22 protein-coding genes and 2 pseudogenes are annotated in these 23,597 nt (G+C 68.6%); 14 read left to right on the top strand and 10 right to left on the bottom strand.

The genetic code is table 11. The features are described 5' to 3' along the window. Both A5697_RS21230 and A5697_RS21235 read left to right on the top strand, forming a co-directional pair. Positions 1-750 (top strand): sirohydrochlorin chelatase (locus tag A5697_RS21230; protein ID WP_068011958.1); only part of this gene is annotated, 750 nt, incomplete at its 5' end. A 73-nt stretch (positions 751-823) separates the two neighbouring features. Continuing rightward, entirely contained in the window at positions 824-1,276 is a 453-nt protein-coding gene (locus A5697_RS21235) for a hypothetical protein (RefSeq protein WP_067949428.1), read from the top strand. Here the strand turns inward: A5697_RS21235 and nirD are convergent. Both nirD and nirB read right to left on the bottom strand, forming a co-directional pair. Next, entirely contained in the window at positions 1,273-1,629 is a 357-nt protein-coding gene (gene nirD, locus A5697_RS21240) for a nitrite reductase small subunit NirD (RefSeq protein ID WP_067200568.1), read from the bottom strand. The genes A5697_RS21235 and nirD overlap by 4 nt on opposite strands. Next, the gene (gene nirB / locus A5697_RS21245; RefSeq protein WP_082953525.1) at positions 1,626-4,205 is read right to left on the bottom strand and encodes a nitrite reductase large subunit NirB; all 2,580 of its coding nucleotides are present in this window, start codon (positions 4,203-4,205) and stop codon (positions 1,626-1,628) included. Before nirB ends, nirD begins: the two co-directional genes overlap by 4 nt. 227 nt (positions 4,206-4,432) lie before the next feature. Between nirB and A5697_RS21250 the strand changes: the two genes are divergently transcribed. Further along, the gene (locus A5697_RS21250) at positions 4,433-4,873 is read left to right on the top strand and encodes an Hsp20/alpha crystallin family protein (RefSeq protein WP_067949425.1); all 441 of its coding nucleotides are present in this window, start codon (positions 4,433-4,435) and stop codon (positions 4,871-4,873) included. Positions 4,874-4,946: 73 nt separating this feature from the next. Here the strand turns inward: A5697_RS21250 and A5697_RS21255 are convergent, their stop codons facing one another. Next, positions 4,947-5,705: an isocitrate lyase/phosphoenolpyruvate mutase family protein gene (locus A5697_RS21255; protein ID WP_068011956.1), complete on the bottom strand. Its 759-nt coding sequence runs from the start codon at positions 5,703-5,705 to the stop codon at positions 4,947-4,949. A gap of 114 nt (positions 5,706-5,819) precedes the next feature. Here A5697_RS21255 and A5697_RS21260 point away from each other — a divergent pair, with 114 nt between their 5' ends. The 5 genes from A5697_RS21260 (at position 5,820) to A5697_RS28155 (ending at position 9,953) form a co-directional block, all read left to right on the top strand. Then, positions 5,820-6,116 carry a hypothetical protein gene (locus A5697_RS21260; RefSeq protein WP_067948350.1) on the top strand — a complete coding sequence of 99 codons (297 nt, stop codon included), beginning with the start codon at positions 5,820-5,822 and terminating at the stop codon, positions 6,114-6,116. Positions 6,117-6,194: 78 nt separating this feature from the next. Further along, entirely contained in the window at positions 6,195-7,022 is an 828-nt protein-coding gene (locus A5697_RS21265) for a hypothetical protein (protein ID WP_067948348.1), read from the top strand. Positions 7,023-7,062: 40 nt separating this feature from the next. Beyond that, entirely contained in the window at positions 7,063-8,979 is a 1,917-nt protein-coding gene (locus A5697_RS21270) for a fumarate reductase/succinate dehydrogenase flavoprotein subunit (RefSeq protein WP_067948345.1), read from the top strand. Further along, positions 8,979-9,725 (top strand): succinate dehydrogenase/fumarate reductase iron-sulfur subunit, encoded by a 747-nt coding sequence (locus tag A5697_RS21275; RefSeq protein WP_067948343.1) that lies wholly within the window; start codon positions 8,979-8,981, stop codon positions 9,723-9,725. The genes A5697_RS21270 and A5697_RS21275 overlap by 1 nt, the downstream gene beginning before the upstream one ends. Positions 9,726-9,797: 72 nt before the next feature. Beyond that, positions 9,798-9,953, top strand: coding sequence for a hypothetical protein (locus tag A5697_RS28155; RefSeq protein ID WP_197498680.1), 156 nt, complete (start codon positions 9,798-9,800; stop codon positions 9,951-9,953). Positions 9,954-9,959: 6 nt separating this feature from the next. On the opposite strand, the gene A5697_RS21280 is transcribed toward A5697_RS28155, so the two are convergent. Both A5697_RS21280 and A5697_RS21285 read right to left on the bottom strand, forming a co-directional pair. Next, positions 9,960-10,448, bottom strand: a complete 489-nt coding sequence (locus A5697_RS21280) for a flavin reductase family protein (protein ID WP_067948341.1) — start codon at positions 10,446-10,448, stop codon at positions 9,960-9,962. A 6-nt stretch (positions 10,449-10,454) separates the two neighbouring features. Further along, positions 10,455-11,480 carry an isopenicillin N synthase family oxygenase gene (locus tag A5697_RS21285; protein ID WP_068011957.1) on the bottom strand — a complete coding sequence of 342 codons (1,026 nt, stop codon included), beginning with the start codon at positions 11,478-11,480 and terminating at the stop codon, positions 10,455-10,457. 202 nt (positions 11,481-11,682) lie between these two features. Between A5697_RS21285 and A5697_RS21290 the strand changes: the two genes are divergently transcribed. Then, the gene (locus A5697_RS21290) at positions 11,683-13,518 is read left to right on the top strand and encodes an acyl-CoA dehydrogenase (protein ID WP_067948337.1); all 1,836 of its coding nucleotides are present in this window, start codon (positions 11,683-11,685) and stop codon (positions 13,516-13,518) included. Positions 13,519-13,798: 280 nt separating this feature from the next. Here the strand turns inward: A5697_RS21290 and A5697_RS21295 are convergent, their stop codons facing one another. After that, positions 13,799-15,139 (bottom strand): acetyl-CoA C-acetyltransferase, encoded by a 1,341-nt coding sequence (locus A5697_RS21295; RefSeq protein ID WP_067948478.1) that lies wholly within the window; start codon positions 15,137-15,139, stop codon positions 13,799-13,801. Between the two features lie 149 nt (positions 15,140-15,288). On the opposite strand from A5697_RS21295, the gene A5697_RS21300 reads away from it, so the two are divergent. Beyond that, positions 15,289-16,653 (top strand): 3-oxoacyl-ACP reductase, encoded by a 1,365-nt coding sequence (locus tag A5697_RS21300; protein ID WP_067948476.1) that lies wholly within the window; start codon positions 15,289-15,291, stop codon positions 16,651-16,653. A 14-nt stretch (positions 16,654-16,667) separates the two neighbouring features. After that, positions 16,668-17,510: a MaoC/PaaZ C-terminal domain-containing protein gene (locus A5697_RS21305; RefSeq protein WP_067948474.1), complete on the top strand. Its 843-nt coding sequence runs from the start codon at positions 16,668-16,670 to the stop codon at positions 17,508-17,510. Here A5697_RS21305 and A5697_RS21310 read toward each other — a convergent pair. The 3 genes from A5697_RS21310 to A5697_RS21320 all read right to left on the bottom strand — a co-directional run bounded on the left by A5697_RS21310 (position 17,507) and on the right by A5697_RS21320 (position 20,628). Further along, on the bottom strand, positions 17,507-18,754 hold the full coding sequence (locus A5697_RS21310; protein WP_082953526.1) for a chloride channel protein: 1,248 nt from the start codon (positions 18,752-18,754) through the stop codon (positions 17,507-17,509). The two genes, A5697_RS21305 and A5697_RS21310, sit on opposite strands and share 4 nt — an antisense overlap. A gap of 16 nt (positions 18,755-18,770) precedes the next feature. Beyond that, positions 18,771-19,424, bottom strand: coding sequence for a TetR/AcrR family transcriptional regulator (locus tag A5697_RS21315; RefSeq protein ID WP_067948472.1), 654 nt, complete (start codon positions 19,422-19,424; stop codon positions 18,771-18,773). 64 nt (positions 19,425-19,488) lie between these two features. Continuing rightward, positions 19,489-20,628 (bottom strand): glycoside hydrolase family 3 N-terminal domain-containing protein, encoded by a 1,140-nt coding sequence (locus tag A5697_RS21320; protein ID WP_067948470.1) that lies wholly within the window; start codon positions 20,626-20,628, stop codon positions 19,489-19,491. Positions 20,629-20,763: 135 nt separating this feature from the next. Here A5697_RS21320 and A5697_RS21325 point away from each other — a divergent pair, with 135 nt between their 5' ends. From A5697_RS21325 to A5697_RS21335, 3 genes and pseudogenes are all read left to right on the top strand, one after another. Next, complete coding sequence (locus A5697_RS21325) at positions 20,764-20,964, top strand: DUF2613 family protein (protein WP_067948480.1); 201 nt, start codon at positions 20,764-20,766, stop codon at positions 20,962-20,964. Positions 20,965-21,046: 82 nt separating this feature from the next. After that, positions 21,047-21,220: a DUF2613 domain-containing protein gene (locus A5697_RS21330; RefSeq protein WP_065443914.1), complete on the top strand. Its 174-nt coding sequence runs from the start codon at positions 21,047-21,049 to the stop codon at positions 21,218-21,220. A gap of 76 nt (positions 21,221-21,296) precedes the next feature. Then, positions 21,297-23,135: pseudogene (locus A5697_RS21335) on the top strand (DUF3367 domain-containing protein); the annotation flags it as partial. A gap of 165 nt (positions 23,136-23,300) precedes the next feature. Here A5697_RS21335 and A5697_RS28515 read toward each other — a convergent pair. After that, a pseudogene (locus A5697_RS28515) lies at positions 23,301-23,534 on the bottom strand (alpha-(1->3)-arabinofuranosyltransferase family protein); the annotation flags it as partial. Positions 23,535-23,597 lie beyond the last annotated feature (63 nt).

The raw sequence follows: 23,597 nt of genomic DNA on the forward strand, positions 1-23,597 counted from the left end.
GGCACTCGCAGGCCCGAGGGTGTGGCGATGGTCGAAGAGCTTGCCGCGCAAGCCAGTTCGCTTGCGGGCCGGCCGGTGGAGGTCGCGTTCGTCGACGTGCTGGGCCCCACCCCCAGCGAGGTGCTGTCGCGGGCGAGGGCGACCGGCCGGCCCGCCATCGTGCTGCCGGCGTTCTTGTCGCGCGGCTATCACGTCCGCGCCGACCTGCCGGCCCACGTCGAGCTGAGCGGCCACCCGAACGCGATCGTCACGCCGGCGCTGGGCCCCAGTGGCCAGGTCGCCCGGATCGTCGGTGACCAGTTGGTGAAATGCGGCTGGCGGCCCGGTGATTCGGTGATCCTCGCGGCGGCGGGAACATCGGACGCCAGGGCGCGCGCCGACCTGCACACCACCGCCACCCTGGTGTCGGCGCTGACCGGGTCGCGCGTGAGCCTGGGCTTCGCGGCCACCGGGGATCCGCAACTGCCGGAAGCGGTGGACGAGGCGAGGCGCCACGCGCCCAACGCGCGCGTCGTGGTCGCCTCCTACCTGCTGGCCGACGGCATGTTCCAGGAACGGCTGCACGCCTGCGGCGCCGACCTGGTCAGCCGGCCGCTGGGGACCCATCCCGGGCTGGCGCGCCTGATCGCCAGCCGATTCCGCCGGGCCATGCCGCCGGTGCTCGCGCCCACCGCCCGGCACGCTTCGCGGCGACCGGCCGCGCAGCGGTTGGTCCACGACCGCGTCATGCGGCCGAATCCGGTGGCTTAACAGCACCGGCCGGCGAGACGCGCCGGGGGCGGCGACGCTTGCTCTTTACTTCGATACGGGCGATCCTGACAGCATGCCCCGCCGCGAAGAGCCATCGCACGGGCTGCTTGACCCGGTAGCCAAGATGCTGCGGTTGCCGTTCGGCACACCGGAATTCATCGACCGAATCGTCACCGGCGGGGTCAACCAGGTGGGCCGTCAGACGCTACGCATGCTGATCACCACGTGGGACGCCGCCGGCGGCGGCCCCTTCGCCGCCAGCGCGATAGCTTCCACCGGGATGGCCAAGACCGCCGAAACCGTGCAAAGCATGTTCATCGGGCCGGTTTTCGGCCCGCTGCTCAAGATTCTGGGTGCCGACAAGGTAGCCACCCGGGCCTCGCTGTGCGCCTCGCAACTGGTGGGCCTGGGCATCATGCGCTACGGCATTCGCTCCGAGCCGCTGCATTCGATGTCGGTCGACGCGATCGTCGACGCCATCGGCCCGACGATGCAGCGCTACCTCGTCGGCGATATCACCCGCTAGGCGGCGATCCGACCGACCTGGACGAAGCCGTCGGCGGTGACGCGCGCCGGGTACACCGGCACCGAGAAGTTCGGATCGTCCAGGCATTCACCGTCTTCCAGCGAAAAGGCCTGCTTGAGGATCGGTGACTGGACCGCCACCCGGCCCCCGCGGTCGCCGACGATCCCGCGGGAGAGCACGGCCGCACCCGAGAACGGGTCGACGTTACCCACCGCGTACACCGAGCCGTCGTCGAGCCGGAACAACGCCGCCTGGGAACCGTCGTCGAGCAGCACTCCGACGCCCCGGCCCGGGATGAGCCGGTCGTATTCACAGGCCGTCGTCCACACCTGAATATCGTTGAGAAGTGTCATGATTCCTCTCCAGCTCCCGTACGGATCTTCGGCATGCCGATGGACACCGGGATTTTGCGCCCGGCGTGCTCGGTGAATTCCACCGTCGAGTCGACGGCGTCGGGGGCGTTGACGAACGAGACGAAACGCGACATCTTGTCCGGGTCGTCGAGCACGCCCTTCCACTCGCACTTGTAGTTCTGCACATGCCGCTCCATTGCGGCCTCGAATTCGTCGGCCAGGCCCAGCGAGTCCTCGCAGACGACCTCGCGCACGTGGTCGAGGCCGCCCTCGAGCGAATCCACCCACGGGGCCGTGCGCTGCAGCCGGTCGGCGGTCCGGATGTAGTACATGACGAACCGGTCGACGTAGCGGACCAGCGTCTCGGTGTCCAGGTCGCTGGCCAACAGCTGGGCGTGCTTGGGCGTCATGCCACCGTTGCCGCCGACGTAGAGGTTCCAGCCCTTTTCGGTGGCGATGACGCCGACGTCCTTGGAACGCGCCTCGGCGCACTCCCGCGCGCAACCCGAGACGCCCATCTTGATCTTGTGTGGCGCCCGCAGGCCGCGGTAGCGCAGCTCCAGGTCGATCGCCAGCTGCACCGAATCCTGCTGGCCGTACCGGCACCAGTCGGTGCCGACGCAGCTCTTCACGGTGCGCAGCGCCTTACCGTAGGCGTGCCCGGATTCCATGCCGCCGTCGACGAGCCGGCGCCAGATCTCCGGCAACTGGTCGACCCGCGCGCCGAACATGTCGATCCGCTGGCCGCCGGTGATCTTCGTGTAGAGGCCGAAGTCCTGCGCGATCTGGCCGATCAGGATCAGGTGCTCGGGCTTGATGTCACCGCCCGGCACCCGCGGCACCACCGAGTAGCTGCCGTTCTTCTGGATGTTGGCCAGGAAGTGGTCGTTGGAATCCTGCAACGAGGCTTGTTCGCCTTCGAGGATGTGGTCCGAGCCGGTGGAGGCCAGGATGGACGCGACCACGGGTTTGCAAATGTCGCAGCCCTTTCCGCGGCCGAAGCGCTCCAGCAGGCCGGAGAAGGTCCGGATCTCGGTGGCCGAGATGATCTCGAAAAGCTCCGCCCGCGACTGGCTGAAGTGCTCGCAGAGCGCCTTGGACTGTTCGACGCCCTCGGCTTCCAGCAGCTGCTTGAGCAGGGGCACGCACGAGCCGCACGACGTGCCGGCCGCGGTGCACGACTTGAGCGAGGGCACATCGGCGCAGCCGTCGGCGATGGCGCACTTCAGATCGCCCTTGGTGACGTTGTTGCACGAGCAGATCTGCGCGGAGTCCGGCAGCGCGCCGACTCCCAACGCGGGAGCCTCGCCGGAAGCCGGGGCGATGAGCGCGAGCGGATCGCCCGGCAGCTCGCTGCCGACCATCGGCCGCAGCACCCCGTACGACGAGGCATCGCCCACCAGAACGCCGCCGAGCAGGGTCTTCGCGTCGTCGGACAGCACCAGTTTGGCGTAGGTCTTCTTGACCGCGTCGTTGATGGCGACTTCGAGGCAGTTCTCGGTCACGCCCATCGCGTCGCCGAAGCTGGCCACGTCGACACCGAGCAGCTTGAGCTTGGTCGACAGGTCCGCTTCGCCGAACTCCGCGGCGCCGTCGAGCAGGCGGTCGGCCACCACCTCGGCGGAAGTGTATCCCGGCCCCACCAGGCCGTAGCACCTGCCGCCGATCGCGGCGACCTCGCCGACCGCATAGATGTCCGGATCGCTTGTGCGGCAAGCCAAGTCGGTAAGCACGCCGCCGCGCTCGGCAAGTTCCAGACCCGCGGCCCTGGCCAGCTCGTCACGCGGCCGGATGCCGGCCGCGAAAATGACCAACCCGGCGTCGATGACCTCGCCATCGGTCAGGCGCACCCGCACCGACGACACTCCGTCGCCGTGGTCGATCGTTTCGATCGACTCCGTGCCCGTGCCGACGTGCACCGCGATGCCCAGGTCGCCGACCATCTTGGCCAGCAGGGCGCCGCCGCCCTCGTCGATCTGCTGGGCCATCAGGCGCGGCATCATCTCGACGACGTGCGTCTGTAACCCGAACTGGCGCAACGCATTAGCGGCCTCCAGACCCAGCAGACCACCGCCGATCACGACGCCGGCCGGGGTGCGACCAGCCTCGACCGTGCGCTGGGCGTCTGCCCGGATGGCGTCGAGGTCATCCAGCGTGCGATACACGTGGCACGCCGCCAGGTCGTGGCCGGGCACCGGCGGAACGAACGCATAGGACCCGGTGGCCAGCACCAACGTGTCGTAGCCATGCCGTTGCCCGTCGGCCGTAACAACCGACTTCGCTTCCCGGTCGATCTCGGTGACGCGAGCGTTCAGCACCAACCGAACCCGATCGTCACCCGCGTAGTCGTTGCCCGGCAGCGCCAGCAGCTTGCGATCCCAGCTCTCGGTGTACGAGGTGAGGCCAACGCGGTCGTAAGCCGCGTCGGCCTCCTCAGCCAAAACCGTGATGCGCCAAAGCCCCTCGGCGTCACGCGCCCGGAGCGCCTCGACGAGCCGGTGTCCCACCATGCCGTGCCCGACTACGACGATGTGACCGCCCGCACACTGAGCACGCGAAATCCCGTCTGCAGCCATGGCTTTGAGGTTAGCGGCCAGAAATTACCGCGATTTCGCCCAATGTGACGGTCCTATGACGAGGATCTCACAACTCACAGGGAGCCCTGTGAATATTCGTTCGCCCAAGGCGAACGCCTAGGTGGAACTTTAGCGTGGTCGACTCATGTTTCTCGTTATGACCGGCCGTAAGGGCGCCGGGCACAGCAAACCCACAACAAAGCTCAAGGAAGTACAAGGAGATCCCCATGAGTAACCTCGCACTGTGGTCGCGACCGGCCTGGGACACCGACCGGTGGTTGCGCGACTTCTTCGGCCCCGCCGCCGCGTCGGACTGGTACAAGCCAGTGACCAGCGGTTTCAACCCCGCCGCCGAGATCGTCAAGGACGGCGACGACGCGATCGTACGTGTCGAGCTTCCCGGCGTTGACGTCGAGAAGGACGTCAACGTGGAGGTCGACCGCGGCCGACTCGTGATCCACGGCGAACGCCGTGACGAGCACGCGGAGGAGAAGGACGGGCGGACGCTGCGTGAGGTGCGTTATGGATCCTTCCGCCGGTCGTTCCAGCTGCCGGCCCACGTCACCGGCGACGCCATCACGGCCTCCTACGACGCCGGCGTGCTGACCGTGCGGGTCACCGGCGCCTATGCGGGGAGCCAGGCGCGGCGCATCGAGATCACCAAGTAAGAGGTGGGCGACTATCCGGCGGGGTCCACCGACCCCGCCGGATTTCTCTGCCGCGCAACCATTTCCGCCGTGATCAGCGCCAGCGCGCCAGCAATTCCCCGGCCCGGGCCGCCAGCGCGGCCTGGAAAAAGGGGCCGAAGCTGATCCGGGCGACACCCAGCGGCCCGAAGGACGCCGGGTCGTCCTGATCGGGCAGCGCGATCGCGTTGACCGGCAACGGCAGCTCTGCGGCCAAGCGGCGCAACGTCTCCGGATCGTGCCGGCCCACCGGGTACAGCACATCGGCGCCCGCGTCCGCGGCCTCCGTCAGCCGTGCGATCGCCCGCTCGACACGGTCCGCGTCGTCGCCGTCCTTGCGCAGGAAGAGATCGGTGCGGGCGTTGATCACGACGTGTACCCCGGCCGCATCGGCGGCCGACCGCAGCGCACCCACCAACTCGGCGTGCTCACCGGCGGACCTCAGCCGCTTGCCCTCGGAGTGCACGGTGTCTTCGATGTTCAGCCCGACGGCCCCGGCGCCCAGCAGGCCGTCGATCAGGCGCTCGGCCCCCAGCCCGTAACCGGATTCGACGTCCACCGAGACCGGGACGTCGACCGCGGCCGTGATCTGGGCGACGCGGGCCAGCACGTCGTCGAACGACATGCCCTCCCCGTCGGGTTTGCCGACCGAATCCGCCAGCGGATGGCTGCCTACGGTGAGCGCGGCGAACCCTGCGCCGGTGGCGAGCCGGGCCGACCAGGCGTCCCACACGGTCGGCAGCACCACCGGGTCACCCGGGCGGTGCAGGTCGAGCAGCGCGGTAGCACGGTCGGCGGCGGTCTGACCTGGCATGGGCGTGTTTGCTCCGTGTTCGGTAAGGAAGTGAGTCGCCTGACGTCAGGCTGTGCCGTGGATAGTATCGGGAGCGTACTGTGATCCGTAACACCGCGCGCGCAAGGAGATCCGTTGGGCACCACTACTGAACTCGCCGAACTGCACGAGCTCATCGGCGGCCTGCGGCGGTGCGTGGGCTCCCTGAAGAGCCGCTACGGTGACAGCCCTGCCATGCGGCGCATCGTCATCGACGCCGACCGGATCCTGTCCGACGTCGAACTCCTTGACACCGACGTGTCCGAGTTGGACCTGGCGCGCGCCACCGTGCAGCAGTCGAGCGAGAAGATCGTCATTCCCGACACCCAGTACGACAGCGAATTCTGGCGCGATGTCGACGACGAGGGTGTCGGGGGTCACAGCAGGTCCTGACAACCCAAGCCCCCCGGAAATGAGGGGGTGCTCTCTGTGTACCCTTCGACCAACAGCCCGTTCGAAGAGGAACACTAGATGAGCGCACCCACGGCGAACCGTCCTGCGTCAGGTGTCTTTTCACCCACGCGCGCCCGCATCCCACAACGGACCCTACGTACCGACCGGTGGTGGATGTCGCCGTTGCGGATCGACTTGGGCTTCGCCGCTTTCGTCATCTACGCGACCGTGCGCGCATTCCAACGCGATTACTTCTTCGTCGGCAAGTATCACTACCTGACGCCGTTCTACTCCCCGTGCGTCAGCAAGGCCTGCGGGGCGGCCGGCGACTTCTGGCCGCAGATCTTGCCCGACGTCTGGTGGCTGCCGTACGCGGCGCTGACGTTGCCGTTCCTGCTGCTGTTCCGGTTGACCTGTTACTACTACCGCGGCGCCTACTACCGCACGGTGTGGCAGTCGCCCAGCGCCTGCGCGGTGGCCGAACCGCGCGTGCACTACACCGGCGAGACCAGGTTCCCGCTGATCATCCAGAACAGCCACCGGTACTTCTTCTACATCGCCGGCATCATCTCGGTGATCAACACCTACGACGCGATCATCGCGTTCCACTCCGACGCCGGTCCGGGCGGCTTCGGCTTCGGGCTGGGCAACCTGATCATGGTCGGCAACGTCGTCATGTTGTGGATCTACACCCTGTCCTGCCATTCGTGCCGGCACGTGACCGGCGGGCGGCTCAAGCACTTCTCCAAGCACCCTGTGCGGTACTGGATCTGGACCCAGGTCAGCCACATCAACACCCGGCACAAGATGTACGCCTGGATCACGCTGGGCACCCTGATGCTGACCGACTTCTACATCGCGCTGGTGGCCGGCGGTGCCATCCCTGACCTGAGATTTGTTGGCTGACAAGCCTTTTCACCAAGAATCTGAAATAGCGAGGGTTTTCATGGTTGAGGTCGAGCGGCATGCCTACGACGTAGTCGTCATCGGCGCCGGCGGCGCGGGACTGCGAGCGGTCATCGAGGCGCGGGAACGCGGCCTCAAGGTCGCGGTGGTGTGTAAGTCCCTGTTCGGCAAGGCCCACACGGTCATGGCCGAGGGCGGCTGCGCGGCGTCGATGGGCAACACCAACCCGAAAGACAACTGGAAGACCCACTTCGGCGACACGATGCGCGGTGGGAAGTTCCTCAACAACTGGCGGATGGCCGAACTGCACGCCAAGGAGGCACCGGACCGCGTCTGGGAGCTGGAAACCTATGGCGCGCTGTTCGACCGCCTCAAGGACGGCAAGATCAGCCAGCGCAACTTCGGCGGGCACACCTACCCGCGCCTGGCGCACGTCGGTGACCGCACCGGCCTGGAGCTGATCCGCACCATGCAGCAGAAGATCGTTTCGCTGCAGCAGGAGGATTACGCCGAGCTCGGCGACTACGAGGCGCGCATCAAGGTGTTCGCCGAATGCACCATCACCGAGCTGCTCAAGGACGGTGACGCGATCGCCGGGGCGTTCGGCTACTGGCGCGAGACCGGTCAGTTCGTCCTGTTCGAGGCGCCCGCGGTGGTGCTCGCCACCGGCGGCATCGGTAAGTCGTTCAAGGTCACCTCGAACTCCTGGGAGTACACCGGCGACGGGCACGCGCTGGCCCTGCGGGCGGGCGCGTCACTGATCAACATGGAGTTCGTCCAGTTCCACCCGACCGGGATGGTGTGGCCGCCCAGCGTGAAGGGGATCCTGGTCACCGAGGGTGTCCGCGGTGACGGCGGTGTGCTGAAGAACTCCGAGGGCAAGCGGTTCATGTTCGACTACATCCCGCCGGTGTTCAAAGGCCAGTACGCCGAGACCGAACAAGAGGCCGACCAGTGGCTCAAGGACAACGACTCGGCCCGTCGCACCCCCGACCTGCTGCCTCGCGATGAGGTCGCGCGCGCGATCAACTCCGAGGTCAAGGCCGGCCGGGGCAGCCCACACGGCGGCGTGTTCCTCGACATCGCGTCCCGGTTGACGCCCGAGGAGATCATGCGGCGCCTGCCGTCGATGTACCACCAGTTCAAGGAGCTGGCCGGCGTCGACATCACCAAGGAGCCAATGGAAGTCGGGCCCACCTGCCACTACGTGATGGGCGGTGTCGAGGTGGACGCCGACACCGGTGCCGCCACGGTTCCGGGCCTGTTCGCCGCGGGCGAGTGCTCGGGCGGCATGCACGGCTCCAACCGGCTCGGCGGCAACTCGCTGTCGGACCTGCTGGTCTTCGGCCGGCGGGCCGGCCTGGGCGCGGCCGACTACGTGCGGGCGCTGAGCAGCCGTCCGACGATCTCGGCGGAGGCCGTCGAGACCGCGGCGAAGCGGGCGCTGTCCCCCTTCGAGGGACCGACCGATGGCGCCCCGGCGGAGAACCCCTACACGCTGCAGCTCGAGCTGCAGCAGTCGATGAACGACCTGGTGGGCATCATCCGCAAGGCCGACGAGGTCTCCGAGGCCCTCGCGCGGCTCGACAAGCTTCGCGAGCGGTTCAAGAACATGCACGTGGAGGGCGGCCGCCAGTACAACCCTGGCTGGAACCTGGCCATCGACCTGCGCAACATGCTGCTGGTCAGCGAGTGCGTCGCCAAGGCCGCGCTGGAGCGCACCGAAAGCCGCGGCGGCCACACCCGCGACGACCACCCGGCGATGGACTCGGGGTGGCGCAAGGTGCTGCTGGTCTGCGAGGCCGCCGGTGGCGACGAGGTCATCCCCGACATCAGCGTCACGCGCAAAGACCAGGTGCCGATGCGGTCGGATCTGCTGGAGCTCTTCGAGATCTCCGAGCTGGAGAAGTACTACACGGACGACGAGCTGGCCGAGCATCCAGGACGGAGAGGCTAATGACCTACAACGCGACCATGCGTGTGTGGCGCGGTGACGATGCCAGCGGCGCGCTGCAGGACTTCACGGTTGAGGTCAACGAGGGCGAGGTGGTGCTCGACATCATCCATCGCCTGCAACAGACCCAGACACCCGACCTCGCCGTGCGCTGGAACTGCAAGGCGGGCAAGTGCGGCTCCTGCTCGGCGGAGATCAACGGGGTGCCGCGGTTGTTGTGCATGACCCGGATGTCCACCTTCGCCGAGGACGAGGTGGTGACCGTGACGCCGCTGCGGACCTTCCCGGTGATCCGGGACCTGGTCACCGACGTGTCCTTCAACTACGAGAAGGCGCGCGAGATCCCCGCCTTCGCACCGCCGAAGGATCTGCAGCCGGGCGAGTACCGGATGGCGCAGGAGGACGTGCAGCGCTCGCAGGAGTTCCGCAAGTGCATCGAGTGCTTCCTGTGCCAGAACGTCTGCCACGTGGTCCGCGACCACGAGGAGAACAAGAAGGCGTTCGCCGGCCCGCGCTTCCTGATGCGGATCGCCGAGCTCGAGATGCACCCGCTGGACACGCTGGACCGGCGCAACCAGGCCCAGGAGCAGCACGGGCTGGGCTACTGCAACATCACCAAGTGCTGCACCGAGGTCTGCCCGGAAAACATCAAGATCACCGACAACGCGCTGATCCCGATGAAAGAGCGGGTCGCCGACCGCAAGTACGACCCGGTGGTGTGGCTGGGCAACAAGTTGTTCCGGCGCTGAGTCTGTCGTTAGCCCGGCCGGCCCGCCGGGTACCCGCATAGAACCCAAACTCCGAAAGGCAGCGTGGGAGACATGCGAGAAACCACCAGTGTCAACGAAATCCGAACCGCCATCCGGGAGTTGTCCGTCCGCGCCGATCTGGCACGCAAAGAAGGCCGCCCCGACGACGCCGCCGAGATCGAGCAGCGGATAGCGGGCTTTCGGGCGGAACTCAGCCGGCGCCCGTAGCCGGGCTCAGACGCCGAGGCGCCGGAACACGCTGCGGTGAAACACGATCGGTGCGACGTCGGCGTCCACCGTCACCTCGTTGACCCGCAGCACCACGATCGTGTGGTCCCCGGCGGGAATGAGCTGTTCGATCGCGCTCTCCAGCCACAGTGCGGTGCCCTTGATGAACACCGCGCCGCTCTCCCTGGACTCCGTCTCCAGTCCGGCGAACCGGTCGCCGGTCTTGGCGGCCAGGGTGCGGGCGGCCTCGTCGTGGGCCTCGCCGAGGACGCTGATGCCCAGCATCGGGAGGTCTTTGAGCTTGGGCCACGTCGTCGACGTGTTCTGCACGCAGAACGACACCAGCGGCGGATCCAGGGAGACGGGGACAAAGGTGCTCGCCGCCAGGCCCTCCCGGGTTCCCTGGACTTCGGCGGCGATGGCGACCACCCCCGAGGGAAAGTGACCGAAGGCCTCACGAAGTGTGGACGGTGTCAGGTTCTTGTTCGAGTTCACCGGAATTCATTCGCCCCTTGAGCCGAGAACGGGATTCTCGTTCCCGACCCTACCTGCCGAATATCCGTGCGCCAAAGCCACATCGGGGTGCGCGCGCAGCCTGCTCTTCCAGGCGTTGCGGCCGTAGACGGAGAAGATCGGATCCGATGGGTCGGCCACCCGGCCGGCGCGCGCCCGCAGCCCGGGGGGCAGCGTCAACACCGGGATCCGCGCGTCCAGCCGCGGATTGAAGAAGTACGGCACCGAGATCCGGTCCGCGGGCTGCGCCTCCAGGTTCACCCGGTGCTCGGTGGCGCGCAGGTAACCGCCCGTCGCCACCTCCAGCAGCTCGCCGATGTTGACCACGAAAGCGCCCTCGGCGGGCGGCACGTCGATCCATTCCTCAACACCGGGCCGGCGCACCTGCAGGCCCCGGCTGCCCGGCTCGGCCAGCAGCAGGGTGAGCACGCCCGAGTCCTTGTGCGGGCCGACGCCCTGCGGGGTGGCCGCGCTGCGCGGATAGCGCACGATCTTGATCAGGGTGGCCGGCGTCTCGGCGAAGGCCGCATCGAAGACATCCGGTGCGCTGCCCAGCGATGCCGCCCAGTGCCGGAGCAGGGTGCGGGCTACCGCGGACAGCGCCTTATCCCATTCGTCGACGATTCCCGGCAGTTCGGGCAGCGCGGCCGGCCACTGGTTGGGCCCCTGCAGCCACAGGTAGTCGGGCTTGCCGGGCGCCCCGATCGGCGCGCGTTCCGGCCCGATGTCGATCTGCTCCCGCCAGTCCACCTGGCCGCGGGTCAGCTCGCCGCCCATCCGGGTGTAGCCGCGGAAATGCGGGCTGTGGACCATGGCGACCGCGTCTTTGTCGGCCTGGGGCAGCGCGAACAACCGGCGGGCCGCCTCCAGCAGCTTGTGGGCGAGCTCGTCCGGCACGCCGTGGCCGGTCAGATAGAAGAAGCCCACCTCGTGCGCGGCCTCGCGCAACCCGCGCCGCAATTGGGTCGCCGACGTGCGCAGATCCACTACGGGCAGGGTGGTGATGCATCCCATAGTTTGAGATCCGTTCAATTATCGGCGCAGGTCAGAGGCGCCGCGGCGGCTCCCCAACCGGTTGGTTAATTAGACGATGAAATCTAGCTCACATTGACTTGCGTTGAACTGACTCGGAGCGATATTTTAGCGGTGTTACTGGTGGGTAACTTAGAAGTAGTACCCAACCACAAGTGGCATTCTCAACGAGGAGGAAACCGTAGTGAGCCACTACAAGAGCAACGTCCGTGACCAGGTGTTCAACCTGTTCGAGGTTCTGGGCGTTGAGAAGGCTTTGGGCGCCGGCGACTACAGCGATCTGGACGTCGACACCGCGCGCGAAATGTTGTCAGAGATCAGCCGGCTGGCCGAGGGGCCCATCGCCGAGTCGTTCGTCGAGGGTGACCGCAATCCGCCGGTCTTCGACCCGAAGACCCACTCGGTGACGCTGCCGGAGTCGTTCAAGAAGTCGGTCCGCGCGGTCACCGAGGCCGGTTGGGACAAGGTCGGCATCGACGAGGTCCTCGGCGGCATGCCGATGCCTCGCGCCCTGGTGTGGGCGCTGCACGAGCACCTGCTGGGAGCCAACCCCGCCGTCTGGATGTACGGCGGCGGCGCCGGCTTCGCCAACATCCTCTACCACCTCGGCACCGAGGAGCAGAAGAAGTGGGCCGTGATCTGCGCCGAGCGCGGCTGGGGCTCCACCATGGTGCTCACCGAGCCGGACGCCGGTTCGGACGTCGGCGCCGGGCGGACCAAGGCGATCAAGCAGGACGACGGCTCCTGGCACATCGAGGGTGTGAAGCGATTCATCACCTCGGCCGACTCCGGCGACCTGTTCGAGAACATCTTCCACCTGGTGCTGGCACGCCCCGAGGGCGCGGGTCCGGGCACCAAGGGCCTGTCGCTGTTCTTCGTGCCCAAGTTCCTGTTCGACTTCGAGACGGGCGAGCTGGGCGAGCGCAACGGCGTCTTCGTGACCAACGTCGAGCACAAGATGGGCCTGAAGGTTTCGGCCACTTGTGAGCTGTCCTTCGGGCAGCACGACGTCCCCGCCAAGGGCTGGCTGGTCGGCGAGGTGCACAACGGCATCGCGCAGATGTTCGAGGTCATCGAGCAGGCCCGCATGATGGTCGGCACCAAGGCCATCGCGACCCTGTCGACCGGCTACCTGAACGCGCTGGAGTACGCCAAGTCCCGCGTGCAGGGCGCCGACATGACGCAGATGACCGACAAGACCGCTCCGCGGGTGACCATCACGCACCACCCCGACGTGCGCCGGTCGCTGATGACCCAGAAGGCCTACGCCGAGGGTCTGCGTGCGCTGTACCTCTACACCGCGACCTACCAGGACGCGGCGGTTGCCGAGGCTGTGCACGGGGTGGACGCTGAGCTGGCCGTCAAGGTCAACGACCTGATGTTGCCGGTGGTCAAGGGCGTCGGATCCGAGCAGGCCTACGCCAAGCTCACCGAGAGCCTGCAGACCTTCGGTGGGTCCGGCTTCCTGCAGGACTACCCGATCGAGCAGTACATCCGGGACGCCAAGATCGACTCCCTCTACGAGGGCACCACGGCCATCCAGGCGCAGGACTTCTTCTTCCGGAAGATCATCCGCGACAAGGGTGTGGCGCTGGCCCACGTGTCGGGCGAGATCCAGAAGTTCGTCGACAGCGAGTCCGGCAACGGCCGGCTGAAGACCGAGCGCGAGCTGCTGGCCAAGGCCCTGGCCGACGTCCAGGCGATGGCGGCCACGCTCACCGGCTACCTGATGGCCGCGCAGGAGGACGTGACCAGCCTCTACAAGGTCGGCCTCGGATCGGTGCGCTTCCTGATGAGCGTCGGCGACCTGGTCATCGGCTGGTTGCTGCAGCAGCAGGCCGCGGTGGCCGTACAGGCGCTGGACGCCGGCGCCAGTGGCGACGAGCGGTCGTTCTACGAGGGCAAGGTCGCGGTGGCCTCGTTCTTCGCGAAGAACTTCCTGCCGCTGTTGGCCAGCACCCGCGAGGTGATCGAGACGCTGGACAACGACATCATGGAGCTCGACGAAGCCGCCTTCTGACAGGCAAAGCAAAAACCCCGTTCCCAGATGGGAGCGGGGTTTTTGTTTCACGGCACGCGTCGCACAAAAAGGCCGCCGCTGGATCCCCTCACTCCAGCGGCGGCCCTTTTCGTACGCCCGTCCGCGGTGACCGGCGGTCGTTTCAGGGATGCCCCGTATTGCCGTCGGGGTCGGGGGGTCAGACCACAACACGGGGTCATCCGGGCACTCGAATACCCGTCCGCCCGAATTACTAACCCGCTGTGACCGATTTCATGAACCGGCCGACCCCGAAGACGGCTCACGCCTCCAGGATCGCGGCCACGCCCTGGCCACCCGCGGCGCAGATCGAGACCAGGGCCCGTAGCGGCTTGGCCGCGCCACCCTTTTGCTCCGCCCTCTTCTGGGCGAGCTGCTTGGCGGCCTGCGCGAGGATGCGCCCACCGGTCGCGGCGAAGGGGTGGCCGGCGGCCAATGACGAGCCGTTGACGTTGAGCTTGGACCGGTCGATCGACCCGAGCGCGGCGTCCAGGCCCAGCCGCTCCTTGCAGTAGTCCTCCGACTCCCACGCCTGCAGGTGGGCCAGCACCACCGAGGCGAAGGCCTCGTGGATCTCGTAGAAGTCGAAGTCCTGCAGGCTCAGGCCGTTCCGGGCCAGCAGCCGCGGCACCGCGTAGGTGGGCGCCATCAGCAGGCCGTCGCGGCCGTTGACGTAGTCCACGGCCGCGGTCTCCGCGTCCACCAGGAAGGCCAGCGGCGGCAGCGAGTGGGCGGCCGCCCACTCCTCGGAGGCCAGCAGCGCAACCGAGGCGCCGTCGGTCAGGGGGGTCGAGTTGCCGGCCGTCATCGTTGCGTCGCCGGACTTCACGCCGAACACCGGCTTGAGCTTCGCCAGCTTCTCCGCCGACGAGTCCGGCCGCAGGTTGTCGTCGCGGTAGAGCCCGAGGAACGGGGTGACCAGGTCGTCGAAGAAACCGCGGTCGTAGGCGGCGGCCATGTTGCGGTGGCTCGCCGCGGCCAGCTCGTCCTGGTCGACCCGCTTGATGCCCATCTCCTTGGCGGTGATCGCCTGGTGCTCGCCCATGGACAGTCCGGTGCGCGGCTCGCTGTTGACCGGGATCTGGATGCCCAGGTTGGCGGGCAGCGTGCCGAGCAGCCTCAGCCGCTGGACGTTGGACTTGGACCGGCGCAGCTTGAGCAACGTGCGGCGCAGGTTGTCACCCAGGGCGATCGGCGGGTCCGAAGTGGTGTCCACCCCGCCGGCGGCGGCGACGTCGTAACGCCCGGATGCGATGCCGTCGGCCGCGGCGATGGCCGCCTGCAGCCCGGTGCCGCAGGCCTGCTGCAGGTCGAACGCCGGCGTGTAGGACGACAGCTCGGAGCCCAGCACGCATTCGCGGGTCAGGTTGAAGTCACGGCTGTGCTTGAGCACGGCACCGCCGACCACCGCGCCCAGTCGTTCGCCGGTCAACCCGAACCGGTCGACCAGCCCACCCAGCGCGGCGGTGAACATGTCCTGATTGGACGCCTCGGCATAGGCGCCGTCGGACCGGGCGAACGGGATGCGGTTGCCGCCGAGCACGGCGACGCGTCGCCGTTGCGAACTGCGCTGGTTGCTTGCCTCGGAACTTGCAGGGGCCACTGTCTTCTCCGTGTATCTGCCGTCTGTCGGTTTTGGGATGCCCGTCTGGGGCCATACTACCCACTGTTCTTACTCTGAAGTAAGTTCGTCCCCGATACGGTGGGCAGTAGGCACACCCCGACTTCGCAAGCGCATGGAAGGTAGCTCCGGTGGCTCCCAAGGTCTCGTCCGATCTGTTTTCTCAGGTTGTCAATTCCGGTCCTGGATCGTTTCTCGCCAAGCAGCTCGGGGTCCCGCAGCCCGAGACGCTGCGCCGCTATCGGCCCGGTGACCCGCCCCTGGCGGGCTCCCTGCTGATCGGCGGCGAGGGGCGCATCGTCGAGCCGCTGCGCGCCGCGCTGGACAAGGACTACGACCTGGTTGGCAACAATCTCGGCGGGCGCTGGGCCGACCAGTTCGGCGGCCTGGTGTTCGACGCCACGGGCATCACGACGCCCGAGGGACTCCGGGGGTTGTACGAGTTCTTCACGCCGCTGCTGCGCAACCTGGGCCATTCGGCGCGCGTCGCGGTGGTCGGCACCACGCCCGACGCCGCCGCCAGTCCGCACGAGCGGATCGCGCAGCGCGCCCTGGAGGGGTTCACCCGCTCGCTGGGCAAGGAGCTGCGCAACGGCACCACGGTGGCGCTGGTGTATGTGTCACCCGACGCCAAACCCGCTGCGACGGGCCTGGAATCGACCATGCGGTTCATCCTGTCGGCCAAGTCCGCCTATGTCGACGGCCAGGTGTTCTACATCGGCGAGGCCGATTCCACGCCGCCGGCCGACTGGGAGCGGCCGTTGGACGGCAAGGTCGCCATCGTGACCGGCGCCGCCCGCGGCATCGGGGCGACGATCGCGGAGGTGTTCGCCCGCGACGGGGCGCGCGTCGTCGCGATCGACGTCGAGTCGGCCGCCGAGACGCTGGCCGAAACGGCCAGCCGGGTCGGGGGTACCGCGTTATGGCTCGACGTCACCGCCGAGGACGCCGTCGACAAGATCTCCGAGCACCTGCGCGAGCACCACGGCGGCCGCGCCGACGTGCTGGTCAACAACGCAGGCATCACCCGCGACAAGTTGTTGGCCAACATGGACGACGCCCGCTGGGATGCGGTTCTGGCCGTCAATCTCCTTGCCCCGCTACGGCTTACCGAAGGGCTGGTGGCCAACGGCACCATCGGCGAGGGCGGCCGGATCGTCGGGCTGTCCTCGATGGCCGGCATCGCGGGCAACCGCGGGCAGACGAACTACGCCACCACCAAGGCCGGGATGATCGGCCTGACCCAGGCGCTGGCGCCGGAGCTGTACGCCAAGGGCATCACGATCAACGCCGTGGCGCCGGGCTTCATCGAGACCCAGATGACGGCAGCCATCCCGCTTGCCACCCGCGAGGTGGGCCGCCGGATGAACTCGCTGCTGCAGGGCGGCCAACCCGTCGATGTCGCGGAGGCCATCGCCTACTTCGCGAGCCCGGCGTCAAACGCGGTGACGGGCAACGTCATCCGCGTCTGCGGCCAGGCCATGCTGGGCGCATAGCTGAGGAGAACGCGATGAATCAGCCAAGCGGCCTGAAGAACATGCTGCGTGCGGCGGCCGGGGCGCTGCCGGTGGTGTCCCGCGGCGACCAGCTGCCCACCCGCACGGTGGACATCGAGGAAATGCCCATCGACCGCACGAACGTGGCCGAGTACGCCGGGGTCACCGGACTGCGCTACGGCAACAATGTGCCGCTCACCTATCCGTTCGCGTTGACCTTTCCCGCGATGATGTCGCTGGTGACCGGCTTCGACTTCCCTTTCGCCGCAATGGGTTCGGTGCACGTCGAGAACCACATCACGCAGTACCGGCCGATCGCGGTCACCGACGCCGTCGGCGTGCACGTGCACGCCGAGAACCTGCGCGAGCACCGCAAAGGTCTGCTGGTCGACTTGGTGACCGATGTGAGCGTCGGCAACGACACCGCGTGGCATCAGGTGACGACCTTCCTGCACCAGCAGCGCACCAGCCTGTCCGACGAGCCCAAGCCGCCACCACAGAAGCAGCCCAAGCTGCCCCCGCCCAGCACCGTCCTGCGCGTCAGCCCCGGCCTGATCCGGCGCTACGCCGTCGTCGGCGGCGATCACAACCCGATCCACACCAACCCGATCGCGGCCAAGCTGTTCGGCTTCCCCACCGTCATCGCGCATGGAATGTTCAGTGCGGCGGCGGTATTGGCCAACATCGAGGCGCGGTTCCCGGACGCCGTGAAGTATTCCGTGCGGTTCGGCAAACCGCTCGTGCTCCCCGGCACCGCGGGTCTCTACATCGACGAGGGCCACGACCACTGGGACATCTCGCTGCGCAACATCGCCAAGGGCTACCCGTACCTGACCGGCTCGGTCCGGGCGCTTTAGCCCGAGTGCGTCGGGCCTCGGCCCTTGGCAAGCACTTTCAGCCCCTGGGCGCTGGTCGCGGTCAGCAGGAAGAGCAGAAACAACCACAACGGCGGGCGGGCGAGTTCCCAGACGAAGATGGCCGCCCAGATCGGTGAGCCCTGCGTCACCGCGAGCACGCCTGCGGCCCCCGCCAGCGACACCGCCGGCACGTGGAGGCTGGTCCCGGCCGCCCAGTTGATTGTCAGCACGAGCGCCGCGCCGGCGGCCGCGCCGGTGGCAAGCGAGGGTGTCAGCATCCCGCCGGCCCCGCCGGCGCGCAGAAACAACGCGGTCAGCAAGGGTTTCAGAGCCAGAATCGCGAGCGCCGACAGCAGCGTCATGCCGCTGGCCAAGCTGACTGTCAGGATGCTGCGGCCGTTGCCGGGCAACTCGGGCCACCAATGCGAACAGATGCCCATCACCAGCCCGGCGCCGGCGAGCGCGGGGACCAGCACCCAGCTCCGCATCTGCTTGGCCGGTCGTGCCGCCGCCATCAGCCGGTTGAACGCCAGTCCCACCGCGAGGGTCAGCGGCGCCAGCAGCAGCCCATGCGCGGTCAGCAGGTACGTGGACTCCCCGATCGGCCACTGCAGGTTGGGTTCGTCGCGCGTGATGGCCGAGCCGACGGCGACCGCCAGGCTGGAGGAAATGAACGCCGCGCCGAGCGCCCGCGGCTGCCAGGTGTTGAGCAGGATCCGCGCCGAGAACAGCGCACCGGCCAGTGGCACGGCGTACACGGCGCCGAGCCCGGCGCCGGCCGCGCAAGCCAGCAACACCTCGCGGTCGCGGGGCGATAGCCGCTTGATCCAAGCCGTCCCGAAATCGCCTAGTGCCGCTGCGAATTGACGCGGCGCCCCCTCCCGGCCGAGGGATGCCCCGGAGCCGACCAGCAGCACCTGCAGCATCGCGTCGACGCTCCAGCAAAGCCGCGGTATCCGCTCGCGGCGCGCGATGGTCTCCGCCAGGGGCGGCACGTGCGTCCTGCTCCGCAGCAACCACCACCCGACCCCCGCCAACGCAGCGCCGATCATCGGCCCCACCACGCGGCGCACCGGGCTGCTGCCGGCAACGCCGACCAGCAGCGCGCCAAACGTGTAGTGATAGGTGACGTGCTGGACGAAGCGCAGCACGAACGTCGTCGCCAGCCCGGCGACCCCGGCCAGCAACCCGACGATGACTACGGCGCAAAAGAAGTCGACGTTGCGGGCGGGCGGTCGAGCCACATGACGAATGTAGGGGCTAGCGCCGGCCCGCGCTGGAGCCACCCTTCTTGGGCAGCGCCGCCGCGGCGGCCTCCCGCTCCTCGGGCCCGCCCCGCAGTCCGTGCCAGAACAGGTTGATCATCAGCTCGGCCGCCTCGTCGGCGTCGATGTCGCCGGTGCTGAGCTGGTTGGCCATCGCCTCGCCTGCGCCCACCAGCGCGACGGCCATCATCTCGTGTTCGCGGTCGGTCCGCCTGCTGCGGCTGCCGGCCCGCACCAGCCCGGCGACCAGCTCGATGATCTGTTCACGCCCCTCGCGCACCATGTGCGCGAAGGCCTGCGAGCTGGTGGCCTGGGTGTACATCACGATCCACGACGCCCGGTTGGCGTCGATGTAGCGCATGAACGCCACGATGGTGTTGCGCAGCAAGTCTTTCGGGCTCTGCGTGAAGTCGATGTCGGCGCGGACGGCGTCGATGAACCGGCCCATCTCCCGGTTCAGGCAGGCGCCGAACAGGTCCTCCTTGGAGCCGTAGTACAGGTACAGCATCGGCTTGGAGATCTGCGCCTCGGCGGCGATGGCATCCATCGAAGTCTCGTGGTAGCCGTTGACCGAGAACATCTGCACCGCGGCGTCGAGCATTTGTTGCTCACGGACAGCGCGCGGTAACCGCTTCGTGCCACCCGCCATCGCTTGCCTCTCTAGCCCGTCTATCTGACCCCAGAGTAAGCAACGCGCCGGGTCGGCACACGCTTTAGTGCCCGCAGGCGGGGCTGCGGCCCTTCATCGTCGCGACCCGCGTCAGCGCGTCGTCGACCCGCTGCGCGGGCAGCTCGCCGCCCGCCACCGCCTTCTGCAGGCGGTCCAAGACCGCGGGTACCTCGTCGGTGGTAACCCAGAGCGCGACGTCGGTGCCGGCCTGCAGGGTGCGCAGCACCGCCTCGGCGACGCCGTACCTGTCCGAGATGGCGCCCATGCTGGACAGATCGTCGGTGAAGACCGGGCCGTTGAACGGCGGAGCGCCGTAACCGACACCGTTGCGCAGCAGCTGCACCGCCGCGGGGCTGAGGCTGGCCGGGTCGTCTCCGGTCAGCCCGGGGACCTGCAGGTGGCCGAGCATTACCGCGACCGGGGTCGCGGTGATCAGCGTCCGGTACGGCACCAGGTCGAGGTTCTGCAGGTCACTCAGCGGCGGTGTCACCACACCGCCGGTGTGCGAGTCACCCGAGCCGTGCCCGTGTCCGGGAAAGTGCTTGAGCACCGGCAGCAGCCCGGCGTCGCGCAGGCCTTGTGCGTACGCCCCGGCGTACGCGATGACCGTGTTGGGATCGCCCCCGAACGAGCGGTCGCCGATCACGCCGGTGGTGGCGTCGGTGACGTCGACGACGGGAGCGAAGTCGATGGTGATGCCCAGCTCGCGCATCTTCTTCCCGCGCTCGGCCGCCAAGTCGTGGACCTGGGTGACGGTCTGGGTCTGGGCCAGCTGCCGGGGCGACGGCGCCTCGCCGATCAGCGCCCGCAGCCGCGACACCCGGCCGCCCTCCTCGTCGACACTGACCGCCAAGGGCAGCGGTCCCGCCTTCGCCGCAATGTCGGCGAGCGGGCCTTTGAAGATCGCCAGGTCCGTCCAGCTGCCGATGAAGATGCCGCCCACGTGGTAGCCGTCGACCACCGAGCGGGCGTCATCGGCGTTCTTCACGCCCACCATCAGCAGCTGGGCCAGCTTGTCGCGGACCGGCAGCTTGGTGACGTCGCCGCAGGCCGGCGGCGCCGGGGCGGCCGCAGGCTTGCCGGCCGAGGTCGACGGCCCCGGTGGCCGGGCGGCGTGGTGAGCGCAGCCTGCCAGCAACGCCGACACGGAGACAAGCACGGCCAAGGTGCGCGAAAATGACATCGGGCCATGCTTTCATGGCGCTATCCGGGCCTCCGGATCTGGGGAGCGACGAGGTTTTCGTCGGGGGTTTTCTTCTTCGGCTGCGGGGGCACTACTGGGCTGGTGCCAGCGGGGCTAGGGGGCAAGATGCCAGCGTTGACCGGTTTCACCCTGGCCGCGGCGGCCAGCATCGCGGTGGGTCTGTCGGTGGGTGTCGCTACGACGGTCGGCGTCACGCTGGCCGTCGCCGACCACGGCGTGGCACCGGCGCGGGGCCATCCGGCTTCGCTTAACCCGCTGGGCCCCCATCAGGTCCAATACGGCGACCGGTGCTTTCACGGCCACTGCCTGCCCTGACGAGCGCGCCGGGGAGCCGACGCCCTTCTGCTAGGTTGGCGCTAAGCCGACTACGTTTTCCCGATGCTGTTAGGAGCCGTCGATGAACCGGATCATTGCGCCCGCCGCCGCGAGCGTGGTGGTTGGTCTGTTGCTCGGCGCGGCAGCCATCTTCGGGATCACCTTGATGGTGCAGCAGGACACGAAACCGCCACTCCCCGGGGGCGATCCGCAGTCGTCAGTTCTCAACCGGGTCGAGTACGGCAACCGTAGCTAGCGGCGAAGCCGGGCGCAGTGGATCGCCGCCTGCGGACTCAGCGGCGATAGCGGCGGCCGGCGCGCCGGATGCACGCCTGCCGGTCGCGCCCGTTTCGCGCCGATGGTTGTGGTTGGTCGGTGCGCTCGCCTGCGCGCTGACGTTCGGCCAGTCCCCCGGCCGGGTCTCCCCCGACACCAAACTCGACCTCACCGCCAACCCGCTGCGCTTCCTGGCCCGGGCCACCAACCTGTGGAACAGCGACCTGCCGTTCGGGCAGGCGCAGAACCAGGCCTACGGCTACCTGTTCCCGCACGGCACCTTCTTCGCGATCGGCCATCTGCTCTCCGTGCCGGGATGGATCACCCAACGGCTCTGGTGGGCGCTGCTGCTCACCATCGGCTTCTGGGGGCTGTTGCGGGTCGCCGAGGCGCTCGGGATCGGCAGCCCGGCGTCGCGGGCGATCGGCGCCGCGGCGTTCGCGCTGTCGCCGCGGGTGCTGACCACCCTTGGATCCATCTCGTCGGAAACCCTGCCGATGATGTTGGCGCCGTGGGTGTTGCTGCCCACGATCCTGGCGCTGAAATCGGGGGGGCGGGCTTCCGTCAACCGGTCGATGCGAGTGCTCGCCGCGCAGGCCGGTCTGGCCGTCGCGTTGATGGGGGCGGTCAACGCGATCGCCACGCTGGCCGGCTGCCTGCCCGCGGTGATCTGGTGGGCGTGCCACCGGCCGAACCGGTTGTGGTGGCGCTACACCGGGTGGTGGCTGGTGTCGCTGTTCCTGGCGATGCTGTGGTGGGTTGTCGCGCTGGTGATGCTGCGTGCCATCAGCCCGCCCTTCCTGGACTTCATCGAATCCTCCGGTGTGACAACGCAATGGTCGTCGCTGACCGAGATGCTGCGCGGCACCGACAGCTGGACCCCGTACGTGGCGCCGACGGCCACCGCGGGCGCCCCGCTGGTGACCGGCTCGGCGGCCGTGCTGGCCACCTGTCTGGTCGCGGCGGCGGGGCTGGCGGGACTGGCCAGCCCGCGGATGCCGGCGCGCGGACGGCTGGTGACGATGCTGCTGGCCGGTGTGGTGTTGATGGCCGCCGGTTACAGCGGCGGGCTGGGCTCGCCGGTGGCCCACGCCGTGCAGGCGTTCCTGGACGCCGGCGGAGCGCCGCTGCGCAACGTGCACAAGCTGGGGTCGGTGATCCGGATTCCGATCGTCCTGGGCATCGCCCAGGTGTTGGGCCGGATACCGCTGCCCGGTCGGGAGCCCGTCTCGGCGTGGCTGCGCGCGTTCGCCCACCCCGAGCGCGACCGGCGGGTGGCGGTCGCGATCGTCGTGTTGACGGCGCTGATGGTGAGCACCTCGCTGGCGTGGACCGGCCGGCTGACCCCGCCCGGCACCTTCAGCGCGATTCCCCGCTACTGGCAGGAGACGGCCGACTGGCTCACCGAGCACAACACGGGCACGCCGGTCCCCGGCCGGGTGCTGGTGGCCCCGGGGGCGCCGTTCGCCACGCAGGTGTGGGGCACCAGCCATGACGAGCCGCTGCAGGTGCTCGGCAGCAGTCCGTGGGGCGTGCGCGACTCGATCCCGTTGACCCCGCCGCAGACCATCCGGGCGCTGGACTCGGTGCAACGCCTGTTCGCCGCCGGGCATCCCTCGGCCGGCCTGGCCGATACCCTTGCCCGCCAAGGCATTTCGTATGTGGTGGTGCGCAACGACCTGGATCCGGATACGTCCCGCTCGGCGCGGCCCCTCCTGGTGCACCGCGCCGTCGACGGGTCCCCGGGGCTGCGGAAGGTGGCGCAGTTCGGCGAGCCGGTGGGTCCCGGCACCCTGGCGGGCTTTGTCGCCGACAGCGGACTGCGTCCGCGCTACCCGGCCGTAGAGGTTTACCGGGTGGAGGTCGCCGGTGATCCGGGCGCCCCGTACTTCGCGGACGTCGGGCATCGCGGTGGAGTCCGACGACGAGCTCGACACGGTGATCCGGCCGCCGCTCCAGGCGCCGACGACCAAGTCGGCCCCGGGGACGGGATAGTCGGGCACCCGGTTGTAGGTATGCCGTGCGTCGCCCGCGGCCCGGATGGCCGACGAATGTTGGTCCACCCGGCCGTAATCGGTCTCGCGGGCCACCGGGGTGTCGGTGATGGTCACCGAGGGCACCGGCAATCCGGCGCCGCGCGCGTCGGCGGTCATCAGCGCGGGGCCCAGCGGCGGCAGGCCCTGCAGCCGGCGCCGCTCGTCGAGGCGCAGCAGCGCCTCCGGTCCGCCGTCCACCCGGGGCAACCGGTCGACGTCCGCGAAGTACGGGGCGCCCGGATCACCGGCGACCTCCACCCGGTAAACCTCTACGGCCGGGTAGCGCGGACGCAGTCCGCTGTCGGCGACAAAGCCCGCCAG

This window comes from Mycobacterium sp. E3251, assembly GCF_001666835.1.
Lineage (GTDB): Bacteria > Actinomycetota > Actinomycetes > Mycobacteriales > Mycobacteriaceae > Mycobacterium.

What these genes read in the sequence shown, in the direction of transcription:
- A5697_RS21235 (WP_067949428.1), top strand. Translation starts at nt 824, where the DNA reads ATGCCCCGCCGCGAAGAGCCATCGCACGGGCTGCTTGACCCGGTAGCC.
- nirD (WP_067200568.1), bottom strand. Translation starts at nt 1,629, where the DNA reads ATGACACTTCTCAACGATATTCAGGTGTGGACGACGGCCTGTGAATAC.
- nirB (WP_082953525.1), bottom strand. Translation starts at nt 4,205, where the DNA reads ATGGCTGCAGACGGGATTTCGCGTGCTCAGTGTGCGGGCGGTCACATC.
- A5697_RS21250 (WP_067949425.1), top strand. Translation starts at nt 4,433, where the DNA reads ATGAGTAACCTCGCACTGTGGTCGCGACCGGCCTGGGACACCGACCGG.
- A5697_RS21255 (WP_068011956.1), bottom strand. Translation starts at nt 5,705, where the DNA reads ATGCCAGGTCAGACCGCCGCCGACCGTGCTACCGCGCTGCTCGACCTG.
- A5697_RS21265 (WP_067948348.1), top strand. Translation starts at nt 6,195, where the DNA reads ATGAGCGCACCCACGGCGAACCGTCCTGCGTCAGGTGTCTTTTCACCC.
- A5697_RS21270 (WP_067948345.1), top strand. Translation starts at nt 7,063, where the DNA reads ATGGTTGAGGTCGAGCGGCATGCCTACGACGTAGTCGTCATCGGCGCC.
- A5697_RS21275 (WP_067948343.1), top strand. Translation starts at nt 8,979, where the DNA reads ATGACCTACAACGCGACCATGCGTGTGTGGCGCGGTGACGATGCCAGC.
- A5697_RS28155 (WP_197498680.1), top strand. Translation starts at nt 9,798, where the DNA reads ATGCGAGAAACCACCAGTGTCAACGAAATCCGAACCGCCATCCGGGAG.
- A5697_RS21285 (WP_068011957.1), bottom strand. Translation starts at nt 11,480, where the DNA reads ATGGGATGCATCACCACCCTGCCCGTAGTGGATCTGCGCACGTCGGCG.
- A5697_RS21305 (WP_067948474.1), top strand. Translation starts at nt 16,668, where the DNA reads ATGAATCAGCCAAGCGGCCTGAAGAACATGCTGCGTGCGGCGGCCGGG.
- A5697_RS21315 (WP_067948472.1), bottom strand. Translation starts at nt 19,424, where the DNA reads ATGGCGGGTGGCACGAAGCGGTTACCGCGCGCTGTCCGTGAGCAACAA.
- A5697_RS21320 (WP_067948470.1), bottom strand. Translation starts at nt 20,628, where the DNA reads ATGTCATTTTCGCGCACCTTGGCCGTGCTTGTCTCCGTGTCGGCGTTG.
- A5697_RS21330 (WP_065443914.1), top strand. Translation starts at nt 21,047, where the DNA reads ATGAACCGGATCATTGCGCCCGCCGCCGCGAGCGTGGTGGTTGGTCTG.